The 14,571-nt window shown below is 54.3% G+C and carries 10 protein-coding genes; 6 read left to right on the top strand and 4 right to left on the bottom strand.

What is annotated here, in order from left to right; translation table 11 throughout:
* Positions 1-10 precede the first annotated feature (10 nt).
* The 4 genes from P0N66_RS02845 to P0N66_RS02860 form a co-directional block, all read right to left on the bottom strand.
* Positions 11-601: a cytochrome c3 family protein gene (locus P0N66_RS02845; protein WP_275802482.1), complete on the bottom strand. Its 591-nt coding sequence runs from the start codon at positions 599-601 to the stop codon at positions 11-13.
* Positions 598-1,920, bottom strand: a complete 1,323-nt coding sequence (locus P0N66_RS02850; RefSeq protein ID WP_275802483.1) for a hypothetical protein — start codon at positions 1,918-1,920, stop codon at positions 598-600. The genes P0N66_RS02845 and P0N66_RS02850 overlap by 4 nt, the downstream gene beginning before the upstream one ends.
* On the bottom strand, positions 1,920-4,280 hold the full coding sequence (locus tag P0N66_RS02855; RefSeq protein WP_275802484.1) for a multiheme c-type cytochrome: 2,361 nt from the start codon (positions 4,278-4,280) through the stop codon (positions 1,920-1,922). The genes P0N66_RS02850 and P0N66_RS02855 overlap by 1 nt, the downstream gene beginning before the upstream one ends.
* A 303-nt stretch (positions 4,281-4,583) precedes the next feature.
* Complete coding sequence (locus P0N66_RS02860; RefSeq protein WP_275802485.1) at positions 4,584-5,720, bottom strand: serine hydrolase domain-containing protein; 1,137 nt, start codon at positions 5,718-5,720, stop codon at positions 4,584-4,586.
* Positions 5,721-5,806: 86 nt separating this feature from the next.
* Between P0N66_RS02860 and P0N66_RS02865 the strand changes: the two genes are divergently transcribed.
* The 6 genes from P0N66_RS02865 to selD all read left to right on the top strand — a co-directional run bounded on the left by P0N66_RS02865 (position 5,807) and on the right by selD (position 14,440).
* Positions 5,807-5,977 (top strand): hypothetical protein, encoded by a 171-nt coding sequence (locus P0N66_RS02865; RefSeq protein ID WP_275802486.1) that lies wholly within the window; start codon positions 5,807-5,809, stop codon positions 5,975-5,977.
* Positions 5,978-6,060: 83 nt separating this feature from the next.
* Positions 6,061-7,191 carry a DNA polymerase III subunit beta gene (gene dnaN, locus P0N66_RS02870; protein ID WP_275802487.1) on the top strand — a complete coding sequence of 377 codons (1,131 nt, stop codon included), beginning with the start codon at positions 6,061-6,063 and terminating at the stop codon, positions 7,189-7,191.
* 68 nt (positions 7,192-7,259) lie between these two features.
* On the top strand, positions 7,260-9,665 hold the full coding sequence (gyrB, locus tag P0N66_RS02875; RefSeq protein ID WP_275802488.1) for a DNA topoisomerase (ATP-hydrolyzing) subunit B: 2,406 nt from the start codon (positions 7,260-7,262) through the stop codon (positions 9,663-9,665).
* Positions 9,666-9,702: 37 nt separating this feature from the next.
* Positions 9,703-12,270, top strand: coding sequence for a DNA gyrase subunit A (gene gyrA, locus P0N66_RS02880; RefSeq protein WP_275802489.1), 2,568 nt, complete (start codon positions 9,703-9,705; stop codon positions 12,268-12,270).
* Positions 12,267-13,388, top strand: a complete 1,122-nt coding sequence (locus P0N66_RS02885; RefSeq protein WP_275802490.1) for an NAD(P)H-dependent glycerol-3-phosphate dehydrogenase — start codon at positions 12,267-12,269, stop codon at positions 13,386-13,388. The genes gyrA and P0N66_RS02885 overlap by 4 nt, the downstream gene beginning before the upstream one ends.
* Positions 13,389-13,393: 5 nt before the next feature.
* Positions 13,394-14,440 (top strand): selenide, water dikinase SelD, encoded by a 1,047-nt coding sequence (gene selD / locus P0N66_RS02890; protein WP_275802491.1) that lies wholly within the window; start codon positions 13,394-13,396, stop codon positions 14,438-14,440.
* The last annotated feature ends 131 nt before the right edge of the window (positions 14,441-14,571 follow it).

A 14,571-nucleotide genomic window follows, 5' to 3' on the forward strand; every position in this document is an offset into this window, starting at 1 on the left:
GTGGCCCGGTTTAAAATCTTCTTCTGCCGCTGTGGCAATCGATACAGAAATTCGCGGTGTGGCAGGCATTACAGGAGGCCGGATCGATCTGGGCCTCAATGCCGTGGAAGTAACGGTACGACCTGGTATGCACCACGTTGAAATTGGTATCCCGCCGGGTGTGGCAGTCGTTGCAGAACGACGGATTATTGTGGCAGGAGACACAGGTCTGGCGATCGTTACGGGCATCCAGACCATGATCTCTGGTCCAGTCGTGCAGATGGGTGGGCGGCCGGATATCATCCATGTCGGTATGGCAGGCCATGCACTCCTGGGTGGCGGCCAGATCGCGGGTTTCCGGATCAACATGGCAGTAATGACAGATGGTCATGGTGCCAAACAGTGATTCCTCGGCCACCGCGAAGACCTGGGGGAACGCCTGTTCTTCCAAGGTGGTAAAGTAGTGGCAGTCCATACAGCCGAAGCCGTGCTCCACCAGAGTGTCGACATGAACATCGTGTTCAAAGAGCTGGGCCGGGGTCCGGGTAATCAGCCCGGCACAGCCGGCCATAACCAGGAGGCTGAGAATAATCAGTGCCGTATTCTTACCGGAAAAGTTCATGGGGCAACCCTTTGCGCGGCTTTGCCCAGGGCAAAACCGAAGAGGTAATCAAACCGCAAGCCGACTCGAAAATCGTTGCGGTACTCTGGGTTATCACTGCGTTCCAGGTAACCGGCCAGTTTCCACTGCTTCCCCGGTTTATAACCCAGTTCGACATTGATACTCTTGGCGGTCTCTTTATCCCTGAGGGGCTTATTGATCCTGACCAGTTCCATGCCCACCAACAGATTCCAGACCCGGTCGTACTGGTAATCGACGCTTACCGCCATGCCGTTGGCTTCGGCCAGGTGACTGTTGAAGTGGTACAGGCCGGCATCGAACAGCACACCCCTGGATTCCCGGTAGTCGCCAATCACCCCGCCTTTGACGATACGCCCCCGGCGCCAGGCGCCGTCGGGCATCTCCAGCTCGGTATAAACCGAACTCTGGTAAAAGGCGATCTCCGGCCGCCAGTCGTAGGTAATGATATACTTGGCCCGATCCTCGCGGCCGGTGGAGAACAGGGAGATGATCAACTCACGGTCGGCGGGGTAGTCATCGCGGACATCGTAACGGTCGGCCTGGAGCACTACCCGCAGTTTTTCCGAGTAAATCATAAACATGCGAGCACTGAGGCGGTCCACCACCGACTTATCCGGGTTGTAGTCCAGGCTTCCGTCCAGCGCCACGATCAGCTCATCCCGCTCTTCCTGGGGACGGGGAATAAAAAAGTCCTTGCCGCCGCCGATACCGAAGATCTCACGATAAACGTCGCCGCCCCCCCCTTCCCGCGAGTAGGAGGCGTTGGCCCGGACCCCCTCGACGCCACGGAGGAAGATCTTACCGCCGGCCAGATAGTCGCCGCTGTCGCGGAACTGGCGCTCGAAACGATCACTATGGATTTCCATGTACCGGGGCTGACCGGCATACAGGGAGTAACCGAAAGGCCGGTCCGGCCGCTGAGTGAAATGAAATCCGTCCAGGGTAAGAAAACGGTGACTTTCCAAGGGAAAACGGCCAAGCATCAGGTCATTGCGGCCCTCGAAGGTACGGTGATTACCGTATAGATAGTAGATGCTGGTGGCGGAATCACCCCGCTGCCACTCATAGGCGTATTTGCTGAAGCCGTGCAGGGAGAGATTGGCCACCGGCAGCCGTTGGGCATCGAAGGAAAGGTAGTTGACCATCACCGATTCCCGGGTGCCGTCACGGACCTCGCGATCCTCGTAACCCATGGTGTATCTGCCGGTTATCTCAGCCCCTGTTGCCGTCTTTCCAGCCAGGAAGAGCAGCAGCAGGACCAGGGAGAAAACTCCGATTTTGCCGGATGAAATCTTCATCAGTATCCTTCCAGGTCTTCCAGGCTCAAGCGCAGCAACTCCGCCGCATACTGGTAATTGTGAAGGCCGTAGCTGCCGTCCCGTTTAACAAAGAGGTAGTTGTATGCCGCCCGGTTTACCGCCTCCAGTCTCTCGCCGGTAAGGCTTTGTTCGTAGTTATGAATAATGGGAGAAAGCAGATCCTCACGGCCGGCCAGTGCGTTGATCCTGGTCTGCAGTTCTTCCAATTTTTCTTTGATTTCGCTAAAACGGCCCAGAAAGTCGAAACGATTACCTTCTTCCGGCAGGGCCAAATTGCCGGTGTGACACGTTAAACAACCGGTTACGGTATAATCATCGGCGGTTGCGATATCTTCTCCCTCATAAAGCCGCCGCTGATGGGTAATAACCTTGTCTCCGTTATGCTCGGCCACCATATGGCAACCGACACATTTATCCGGTACGATCCGGTGTACTCCTTGGGGAATATTTTCCTGGCCGTACTCGTAACCGCCTATTCCTTCAAGCATCTCCGCCTGATTACCATGCAGATCCTCACCCACCGCCGGCAACACGATGTAGGCGTTGTGACAGGAATAACAAACCGCCGCCCGGCCGGCATCGAAAATCTTTTCTATTTCTCCTTCCCCAACTTTCAAAGGCATGGCTATCTCACCATGGGCCCGCAGGTGTGAAACCTGACTGCCCTCATCATGGGGATCGTGACAGACCACGCAGGTAATGCCTTCCGGTTGCTCGATATCAGCCGGCGCCAAGGTTTTGCCGTGCATCCGACCGATGAAGTACTGGCCCACATGACAGTGGTAGCAGGGATAGGTATCAACCACCCTGATCCGGCCATCCACCACGTAATGGGCGTCAACATGAAGGTCTCCTTCCCAGGCGTAATAATAGTCCCGACCGCTGATCTGCTCATCGGGGCGGATGTTGTGGCAGGCCATACAGGGGCCCTGGCTCAGGCTGGCCTGATAGTCATGATGAAAGCCGCTGCCGTCGGGAGGAGTCCCGCCGCTGCCGGCCGGGCCATGGCAGGCCTCGCAGCTGACCCCCTGCAGATGAGGGGCGTCACCGGCGTCTTTGGTATCATGATAGAAAAAGTCGGCAAACCCCCAGCCAGGATCGTAGCTGACGGCATTGCGGTCGGTGACCAGAAAACCGGTGGTATGGCAGTTGAGGCAGACCGCGTCGTCATGATCAGAGGAGGCCAGGTTTTCGTAGGCCGCAGCGTGGTTTGATGCCTGCCAGGGGGTGATCAAGTTGCGCAGGGTATCCCTACCGTAAATGTCTACGTAATCACTCTCACCAAACTGCCCGGCATGGCAGTAACCGCAGTAATTGCTGATCTCCCCGTCACGCAGCACATAACTGTAGCTGCCGGCGGTGATGTTAACGCTGTCCTGGTCATCCCCGGCGGTCAATTGCACGGTATAGCGTCCCACCCGGTCGGGAATGAGTTCCACTTCCCGGCCGGTGCCGGTAAGTTGCGCCGTTGACCCGACCGGTTTTTCCAGTAACACCCAATCGTAGCCGGCATAGGGCTGCTGGCTGACATCGTTTTCCCGGCCACGCAACTGCACCCGTTCACCACGTTGCACGACGTTGATCCCCCGAAGGGGATCGGCAATCTCAACACCGTTTTTGAGCACTCGCTCGGCATCGGCATACCCGTCCCATCCCAACTCGATCAGTGGTAAGGGATGAGTTTTGGCGGTAGGAGGAATATCCCGGATGACCACCACGAAACGGCCAAAACCGTCAGTCGTGGCGGTCAGCACACCCTGGTCTGGGTAGTGACTGGCGTTTTGTGTCTGATTATTACGTCGCAACAGCAGTTCATCCTCCACTCCCTGGGCCGCTACCACGCTTTGCCGGTAAGGAATATGAACGATCACCGTGCCGGCGGCCGCTACTTCGTTGCCTTCAACGTCGAAAAGAATCAGGTCATAAAGATTACCCACCGGAATAAAGCCGTTTTCCCGGACCGGCGAGGGGTCAAGTTGAATCAGCAGGCGGCCGCCGGCGGCCGCCGTCAGATTCTGGCCGTTGATCTGCAGCCCGGCAAACTCTCCCTGGCCGACAAAACTGATTTCACCGGCGTCATTAACCCCGGTACTGGTCTCTCGGACCTCACCCGTTCCGATACCGGCAACCTTTTTGGAACCATCGGCATCACCACGACAGGAAGTAAAAACAAGCAACAAGGAAAGAGAAAAAAGAAGACAGCAGAAAAAAGCAACGGGGGAAATGAAAAAGCGAGAGAAGGAGAAGTCATAACCGGCGATTATGGGACCGCTGGTGGGCAACGGGGGACCGCCGGGCAATGGTCGGCGTAAAACACGCCGTCGACAAAAAAAGTCCATGGCTCTACAACCCTCCTCCAGATACTACAGTCTCATTTTTAGTTCCTTCACCAGACCAGTGGAACCAAAAACCCTCGGGAGTCAGCTATAGTGAAAAAGGAAAAGCCATGTCAACTCAAAAATTACCTTTAACCCTTGTAACTGTTTAATCTTTTTCTTTTTTATAAGACAAAATCAACGTTTTCAAGGTTAGTTAACCTAACAAGGAAGAATGTAAAAAAAATCTTACCTTTTCTTAAGGTGACCATTAAATAACATTGTTTTATTAATGGTTTCAATAAAATGACCGTTCTTTCTTTTTTGTTAGTTGTCCATCCCCAACTGCTCCATTACCAGACGATGAAAGTTGGGCCGAATTTTTTTTATTTTGTTGTTACTTCGACAGGGGTGAACCCTGTTGGTCAACAGCACCATAATCAATTTATTTCGTGGGTCCATCCATATGGAGGTGCCGGCATAACCCAGGTGGCCGATACTTTCCACCGACAGATAAGGTCCGCCGGATGAGTTGCCCGGAGAAGGGGTATCAAATCCGGCGGCCCAAGTATTTTTCCCACTTTCATCCCATCTTCGACAGCACTGTAAAAAATATTCCCGCTTAAAAAACTCATCCTGACTTGCAGGACCTGTTTCACCCCAACCCAGGTCAAACATATATTCCAGCAACCGCACCACCGCACTGATGGAGCCAAAAAGGCCGGCATGCCCCGCTGCTCCTCCCAGCAGGGCACAATTTTCATCTCCTACCTCGCCCCGCAGCAACCGGCGCCGCCACAGGCAGTACTCTCCGGCGGCGTAGATCCCAGGTCTAACTCGCCCCGGAAAATTAAAAAAAAGTTGCTCATCAATTCCCAAAGGACAAAAAAAATCTTCCTCCACATAAGCGGCCAGATTTTTTCCACTGTGCTCCTCGACGATGAAACCGGCCAGTATGAAACCGAGATCACTGTACACCGAACGGCTACCCGGGGGATAAGCCAGCGGTCGGTCAAGGATAATTTCTGTTATCTCCTTTTTTACCCGTTGGTAGCGGGCCTTTTTTATCTGCTCATAAAAAGGGTAGTAGGCCGCCAGGCCGCTGCGATGGGTAAGGATGTCCTTGAGGGTTATTTTTTTCTTATCCGGTGGCACCTTAACTGCCAACAACTCTTCCAGGTTGGTATCAAAGCCAAATTTTCCCGCCGTCATCAGACTCAGTACGGCCGGCAGGGTGGCCAGGGGTTTGGTAAGTGAAGCCAGATCAAAAAAAGTTTTTTCATTTATTTTTTGCTTCGCGTTATCCTGATAAGAAGTTTCTCCCCAGCAGCTGATCAGCCGGTGCCGGCGGGAACCGGTGCCTTCTGCCACAGCCATGGCAGCACCGGGAAAAACACCTTGCGCCAGAGCCTGGAAAAAAAAATTTTCTAAGATTTTGTTTTGTTGTGAAAAAAAATTTTTCATTATTATTATTTACCTATAATTATTTATTTTTTTCCCATTATCCGGTATGTTTTCGGGATTGCTTTACACCTTGTACGGAACCGGGAATGCGCGGTTTAAAAAATGGTTCCCAGGTTGCCAACAAAACTATTAACATAACGGCTGCCCGGGGTGTTGATTGCCTGTTGATAAGTTGGTTAAAGAAAGGGGTAGCGGTTTTAATCTTTTTTTCAAAAGAGCTGTTCTTGAAAAAAAATATAAATAAATTATCTGGTTAAAGAGTTATTCCACAATTCAACGCGGTTTAATAACCATAATATCTTTTTAATTCATATCTTTTACTTATTAAAGGGACAACTCCATGACTCTCGCCCTCAACGTTTCCCGCTCGGATTTTCTTACCGCCCTGGCAGCCCTGCAAAACATCACCGGCAAAAAAGGCACATTGGCGGTTCTGGCCAACATTCTCTTCGAGACCGATCAGGAAGGTCTGGTTATGACGGCTACGGATCTGGAGGTTGGTATCCGCTGTCGCATTCCTGCCGAAATACTGGCGGCGGGCAGTATTACTCTGCCGGCCCGCAAACTGTTTGAACTGGTCAAGGAGTCGGAGGAAAGTCATCTTCATCTGGAAGAACAGGATAACAAATGGGTAAAAATCAGCGCCGAAAGTAGCGACTGTCGTTTATCCGGTATCAGCGCCGACGAATTTCCCTCCTTTCCTCCCTATCGTGAGGACAATCTGGCCGCGGTTCCTACCGCACTGATAAGCGAATTAATTGACAAGACCATTTACTCGGTGGCCCATGAAGGGGAGAATAATTTCAATCTGGCCGGGATTTTACTGGAAAGAGAGATTTTGGCGGAAGGAAACTTTCTCCGGATGGTTTCCTCCGATGGCCATCGGATGTCGATGATGGAGGGACAGGTTGAGACTGACCTGGGTTCTCTGGAGATGGACCGGGTTATTTTAATTCCCAAGAAAGGGATTCAGGAAATTCGCAAGTTATGTGATGAGGAAGATACTGTTTTTCTGGGATTGGAAGAAAAACAGGCGGTGGTTAAAGCCGGTGGCTACACCCTGGTGGTACGCCTGATGAGCGGTGATTTTCCCGATTACAAAGGAATTATTAAGGCAATTGACAAGTCAAAACACATCAGTGTTGATCGCCGGAAGATGATGCACTCCCTGAAAAGGGTCAATATCTTCACCGAAGATCGCTACAATGCGGTTAATTTTATTATTGAAAATAATAAGATAACTTTATCTTCCCAAAATATGGATTATGGCAGCGCCCGGGAAGAGGTTCCCGCCGGTTACCAGGGTGAGACCATGGAAATAGGTTTTAATGGAAAATATTTCTATGAAGCGCTGCAGGTTATGGCAAGCGACAAGGTAAAGGCCTATATAAATTCCGAAGAAAGTCCCTGTCTGCTCCAGGGTGACAAGGATCCCGGTTACCTAAGTGTTATTATGCCCATGAAACTTTAATGGCCCAGCAAAAACCCGCCAAACGGAAAGACCAGACCAACCTGAACCAAAAAATTGGAAAAACAGCCTTGAGTGATAAAGAGACAGCAACCAACGATTACGGCGCCGCCCAGATTAAAGTTCTATCCGGCCTGGAAGGGGTAAGAAAACGGCCGGCGATGTATATCGGCAATACCGCCGAGGAAGGTTTGCACCACTTAGTCTATGAGGTGGTGGACAACAGTATCGACGAGGCTCTGGCCGGTTATTGCACCCGGATTAAAATAACTTTTCATAAGGACGGCAGTGTCAGTTCGGAGGATAACGGGCGCGGAATTCCGGTGGAGATGCACCCAACCGAAGGGGTGTCGGCTCTGGAACTGGTCATGTGTACCCTGCATGCCGGGGGCAAGTTTGACCATTCAACCTATAAGGTTTCCGGCGGCCTGCACGGGGTTGGGGTTTCGGTGGTCAATGCCTTGAGTATTAAAACCGTGGCTGAAATCAAACGCAACGGCAAGATATACCGTCAGATATACCGTTACGGTATCAAAGAAAGCGAGGTGGAAGTAATCGGTGAGACGGAAAATAGCGGCACCAAAATTACCTTCTTGCCGGACCCGGGAATATTTACTGAAACCACGGAGTTCAAATATGAAATAATCCAGGCCCGACTGCGGGAACTGGCTTTTCTCAATAAAAACGTCAAAATCAAACTTCACGACGAACGCACCGGCGCTGAGGATGAATTTCATTTCAAAGGTGGTATCAAATCATTTGTAGAATATCTCAACCGCAATCGGACCCCGGTACACGCCGAGCCGGTATTTGTTCAGGGGGAAAAAGACAACGTCCAGGTGGAGGTGGCTTTTCAGTATTTTGAGGGCTACACCGAACGACTGCATTCTTATGTTAATAATATCTACACCAAGGAAGGCGGCAGTCATGTTGCTGGTTTTCGCATGGCACTCACCAAATGTATCAACCGTTATGCCAGCGATGACATCGTTCCCAAAAATCTGCGGGAGAAACTGAGCGGTGATGATGTCCGGGAGGGTATTACCTGTGTTATATCAACCCGGGTACCCAACCCCCAGTTTGAAGGTCAAACCAAAACCAAGCTGGGTAACAGCGAGGTCAAATACATCGTCGATTCCATTTGCCATGAAAAGATTTCCCGCTACCTGGAGGAAAACCCCCAGGAGGCCCGCAAGATCCTGAGCAAGGCGGTGGAAGCGGCTCGGGCCCGGGAAGCGGCCCGTCGGGCTAAGGAACTGTCCCGCAAGAAGGGCAGCGGCATTGATGTGCTGATGGCCGCCAAGCTGGCTGAATGCCAGTCCAAGGATCCCAAAATAAGGGAGATTTTCCTGGTGGAGGGAGATTCCGCCGGTGGCAGCGCCAAACAGGGCCGGGATCGTTATTTCCAGGCCATACTGCCCCTGCGCGGTAAGATAATGAACGTTGAAAAGGCCCGTTTTGAGAAGGTATTAGGCAGCGAGGAGATAAAACAGATCATCGCCGCCCTTGGCACCGGCATTGGCAAGGAAGAGTTTGATCTCGACAAACTGCGCTATCAAAAGATCATCATCATGACCGACGCCGATGTCGACGGGGCCCATATCCGCACCCTGTTGCTCACCTTTTTTTATCGCCAGATGCTGCCGTTGGTGGAAAACGGCAACGTCTACATCGGCCAGCCGCCGCTTTTCCGGCTGAGCCGAGGCAAGAAGGAGCAGTTCTTTCTCGATGATCATTCTTTAAACGGTTTTCTCTTCCACCAGGCCAGCACCATGTGCAGCATCCGCACCGACGATGGACGGACCATTGAGGGTGAGGAACTGGTGGCGCTGCTCAAGGATCTTTCCTATTACCAGCGACTGGTGGATTACCTGGAACGAAGCAATCTCTGGGAGGATATCCTGCGTTTCCTGGTGGCCGAGGATATCCATTCCGCCGATCAATTTGAAAGCGAGCCGTTGCTTACCCTGTTGCATGAAAGGTTAAGCGGCGAAAAATTAATTCTGGGTAATATCCGCCCCTGCCGCTGGCGCCCAAGTTGTTACGAATTCGACGCGGCCTTGAAGGATAAAGCCCATTTGCTGGTTACCATTGGGCCGCACATTCCGCTGTTACCAGAGTATCGTCAGGTGCTTAAACATTATCCCCGGGTTAAGGATTACCTGGACCAGAAGTTGACCGTGGTGGTGAAAAACCAGGAAACTGAAGTCGCCTCCTGGCGGGAGATGCTGGAGGTCATCCGCAATGAATCCTTCAAGGGCAGTTCATTGCAACGCTACAAGGGTTTGGGTGAAATGAACCCGGAACAGCTGTGGGCCACCACCATGAACCCGGAAAACCGGATTCTGTTGCAGGTAACCATTGATGATGCCGAGGCGGCCGACGATATTTTCACTACTTTAATGGGTGACAAAGTGGAACCCCGCCGGGAGTTTATCCAGAACAATGCCCTGGAAGTTTCCTCCCTTGATATATAGCTCGTCACCATAACTTAACGGTAAGGTTTTAATTCCCATGGTTGAAGCAACAGATAAACCGGCGCTGCCGCCCACCATTTCCATCGAGAAAGAACTGCGCAAGTCCTACCTGGACTACGCCATGAGCGTCATCATCGGCCGGGCTCTGCCCGACGTGCGCGACGGCCTGAAGCCCGTACATCGTCGGGTGCTGTTCGCCATGCGCGAGCTGAATAATTACCACAACCGCCCCTTTCTTAAATCCGCCAGGATCGTCGGTGACGTAATCGGTAAGTATCATCCCCACGGCGATTCCGCCGTCTACGATACTTTGGTGCGGATGGCCCAGAGTTTCTCCATGCGCTACCCCCTGGTGGACGGCCAGGGCAACTTCGGCTCGGTGGATGGTGATCCGCCGGCGGCCATGCGTTACACCGAAGCCCGGATGACCAAGATCGACCAGGAGTTAACCACCGACCTGGACAAGGAAACCGTCGATTTTATCCCAACCTACGATAACTCCATGGTGGAACCGCTGGTCCTGCCGGCCCGCATTCCCAACCTGCTGATCAACGGCGCCGCTGGGATCGCGGTGGGGATGGCCACCAATATTCCGCCGCACAACCTGCGGGAGGTCATCGACGGTCTGATCGCCATGATTGAGGACCCCAATATCACCGTCAGTGGCCTGATGGAGCACATCAGCGGCCCTGATTTTCCCACCGGCGCCTACATCTGCGGCCGGGCGGGGATCCGCGAGGCCTATGAAACCGGCCGTGGTTCCCTGCTGCTGCGGTCCCGCTCCGAGGTGGAAAAACAGAAAAACGGCCGGGAGTCCATCATCATCACCGAAATCCCTTACCAGCAGAACAAGGCTACCCTGATTGAACGGATTGCCATGCTGGTTAAAGAAAAAAAGATTGAATCCATCTCCGAGGTGCGGGATGAATCCGACCGCCAGGGCATGCGCATCGTGCTTGAGCTGAAAAAGGATGAAAACGCCGAGGTGGTCATCAATAAGCTCTACAAGATGACGCCTCTGCAGCGCAGTTACGGGATTATTCTGCTCTCCATTGTCAACAACCGACCGGAAATTCTCAACCTGCGTCAGATCCTGGAGCATTTCATTCTCCACCGCAAAACCGTGGTCTACCGGCGCACCGCCCATGACCTGCGCAAGGCCGAAGAAAAGGCCCATATCCTGGAAGGCCTTAAAATCGCCATTACCAACCTCGATGAGGTGGTAAACCTGATCAAATCCTCCGCTAACCCCCAGGAGGCCAGGGAAGGGCTGATCAGCCGGTTCGGCTTGAGTGCCATCCAGGCCCAGGCCATTCTGGAGATGCGGCTGCACCGTTTGACCGGTTTGGAGCGTGAGAAGATCATTGAAGAATATGAAGCCCTGATGAAGGAGATAGAGTGGCTGCGCAAGGTCCTGGCCGACGAGTCTCTGGTGCTGCAGATCATCCGCGATGAATTTGAGGCCATTCGTGAACAGTATGGCGATGAGCGTTGTACCGAGATCATAGAGGCCCCCGACGAGATTCTCCCCGAGGACATGATCGCCCGCGAAGACATGGTGGTCACCGTCACTCATGCCGGTTACATCAAACGCAACCCCGTCGACCTTTACCGCTCCCAGCGCCGGGGCGGTAAAGGGATTCGTGGGGCCAATGCCATCGAGGATGATTTCATCAGTTGGATGCATGTGGCCTCAACCCACGATACCCTGCTCTTTTTTACCAGCAGGGGCCGGGTTTTCTGGCGTAAAGTCTACGAAATCCCCCAGGCTGGCCGCCTGGCCCGAGGCAAGGCGGTGGTTAACCTGCTGGACCTGGCCCCGGAGGAGAAGCTGGCGGCGATTCTGCCCGTGCAGTCCTTCGAGGTGCCCGAGGGCAAGGAGTGTTACATTCTGATGGCCACCAAAAAGGGCGTTGTTAAGAAGACCACCATTGGGGAGTTCAGCCGGCCGGTGCGGCGGGGCAAGATCGCCCTGACCTTCCGGGAGGATGATGAAATTCTGGCCGCCGCCCTTACTTACGGCGACAACGAAATCCTGCTGCTATCCCGCAAGGGCATGGCGGTGCGTTTCCATGAAGGCGATATTCGCCCCATGGGACGCGGCGCCACCGGGGTACGGGGGATCAACCTGACTCCGGCGGATGCTAAGACCGGGTTGGATGCCGACGAACTGGTCGGGGTGACAGTGCTCTCCGGTGATTCGGAAAGCACTATCCTGGTGGTAACCGAAAACGGCTACGGCAAGCGTACCTTGGTCGATGAATACCGTTTGATCCGCCGCGGCGGTAAAGGGGTTATGGCCATCAAGGCCAGCCAGCGCAACGGCAAGGTGGTGGGCATGCTGCAGGTCACCGATGAAGATCAGGTGATGATGATCACCAATGCCGGCCAGATCATCCGCATGCCCATGCGGGACCTACGGGTGATCGGTCGCAACACCCAGGGAGTGCGGCTGTTCAATCTGGGTGAGGAGGAAAAAGTGGTGGCCCTGGATCGCCTGGCCGAGTCGGTTAGCGAGGAGAGTGAAGAGTGTGAAGCCGATCCTGAAAGCGTTGCTCCGCCGGAGAACGGCGATCAGGAAACAAACCCGGAAGAGCAGGCATGACCGGCGACCCCGAGCCCAGCAGCAGTAAGCAGGAAAGATCGGCCGATGAGCGGATAGCAATCATGGGGGCCGGCAGTTGGGGTACGGCGCTGGCACTGGTGCTGGCCCGTAAAGGTTTTCCGGTTGAACTCTGGAGCCACACCCCGGAGCGGGTGGGGGAGATGCGCCGGAAACGGGAAAACCGCCGGTACCTGCCCGATTTTCCCCTGCCTGAAAATATTTTTCCCGGTTCCGATCCGGCCGTGGTGGCAGGCTGTAAAGCCGTCGTCATGGCCGTCCCCTCCCACGGGTTTAGGGCGGTTTTTAAAAGGATAATTCCTCATCTGGCCCCCGGCGCCGCCATCATCTCCGCCGCCAAGGGGATTGAAAACGATACTCTGCTGACCATGACCCAGGTCATGGCCCAGGAGCTGGAAACAACCACTTCCTCCTCCCCGGTGCCGGGTCCCGAAGGTTGTTCCGGCGGTACCGGGGTGGCGGAATTACCGTTGGTGGGTCATCCGCTGGGAGTCCTGGCCGGGCCCAGTTTTGCCCGTGAGGTGGCGGAAGGCCTGCCCACCGCCGTTACCGTGGCCGCTGGCCGGGCCGAAGATGCCCGTTTTTTTCAGGAACTGTTTTTTACCGAACGTTTCCGGGTCTATGCCGGCACCGACCTGATCGGTCAGGAACTGGGCGGGGCGCTGAAAAATATTATCGCCATTGCCGCCGGTATCAGCGACGGGCTGGGTTACGGTACCAACTCCCGGGCCGCTCTGATTACCCGGGGCCTGGCGGAGATCACCCGCCTGGGGGTAAGAATGGGGGCCCAACCTCTGACCTTTTCCGGCCTGGCCGGCCTGGGGGATCTGGTGCTGACCTGTACCGGCGATTTGAGCCGTAACCGCGGGGTAGGGCTGAAACTGGGTCAGGGGATGACCTTAGCGGAAATCCTTGATGAGATGCAGATGGTGGCGGAGGGTGTAAAGACCACCGCTTCCGCTTGGGCCCTGGCGCAAAAGCTGGCCGTGGACATGCCTATTTTGGAGCAGGTTTACCGGGTACTTTACCAGGATAAAGCATGCCGAGAGGCAGTGCGGGATCTGCTGGCCCGGGAAGGGCGCGATGAGTTGGAATATTGATAAATATGAAGCCTAAACTTACCAGTACCGTTAAAGCCGCCGGTTGAGCCGCCAAACTGGGTCCGGGGGATCTGGACCGGGTATTGGCGGACCTGGGTGTGCCGGGGATTGATGATCCCCGCCTGCTGGCCGGTATTGGCGGCGGCGAGGATGCCGGGGTCTATCGCCTTAATGACGAGACCGCCCTGATCCAGACGGTGGATTTCTTTACCCCCATCGTGGATGATCCTTATCTGTTCGGCCGGATCGCGGCGGCCAATGCCTTGAGCGATGTCTACGCCATGGGCGGCACCCCGCTGCTGGCCATGAATCTGGTGGCTTTTCCGATTAAGAAACTGGATTGCGCCATTTTACGGGAAATTCTTAAAGGCGGGCTGGATACCTTGACTGAAGCCGGAGCCCTGCTGGTGGGCGGGCACTCCATCGAGGACGAGGAGATCAAATATGGCCTTTCGGTTACCGGTACCGTTCACCCCAGCCGCTTGCTGCTTAATTCCGGTGCCCGGCCCGGCGATCAGCTGCTGCTGACCAAACCCCTCGGTACCGGGGTGTTGGCCACCGCCATCAAAGGTGGTCTGGCCGGGGCCGGCACGGAAGAGTTGCTTGGCCGGGTGATGGGGCTGCTCAACCGGGAAGCGGCCCAGGTGATGTCCAGCTCCGGCGCTCACGCCTGTACCGATATCACCGGCTTTGGTCTGCTGGGCCATCTCCATGAAATGGCCGCCGCCTCTGGGGTGGAGATTACAATCGATTCCTCGGCGGTGCCCCTGCTGCCGGAAACCCTTCATTTTGCCGGGATGGGGATAATTCCCCAAGGCGCCCACCATAACCGGCAGCACTTTCACCAGTTTGTCATCTCCCGGTTGCCCGATACCGATCCCCGGGAGATGGTCCTTTATGATCCGCAAACCTCCGGCGGTCTGCTCATCGCCGCCCCTCCCAAGGCCATCGCGGCCATGGCCGCACGTCTGCACAACCGTCGTTACCCGCTGGATTTCGGGATCATCGGTGAAGTCACCGATGGCCCGTCCGGGCAACTGGTTATCTCCTGATCTTCCATTATAAACAGTATGTTAGTGGTTTGTTGTGCCATGTTGCGGAAAGTTTTTATCTGCGACCTTGTGGTATTTTTTTTGTTTAACTCGTTTTTTTATATTGACATATCGGAACATTTAGACAACAT

Origin of the sequence: Desulfurivibrio dismutans, from assembly GCF_029210385.1 — a bacterium.
Taxonomy (GTDB): Bacteria; Desulfobacterota; Desulfobulbia; order Desulfobulbales; family Desulfurivibrionaceae; genus Desulfurivibrio; species Desulfurivibrio dismutans.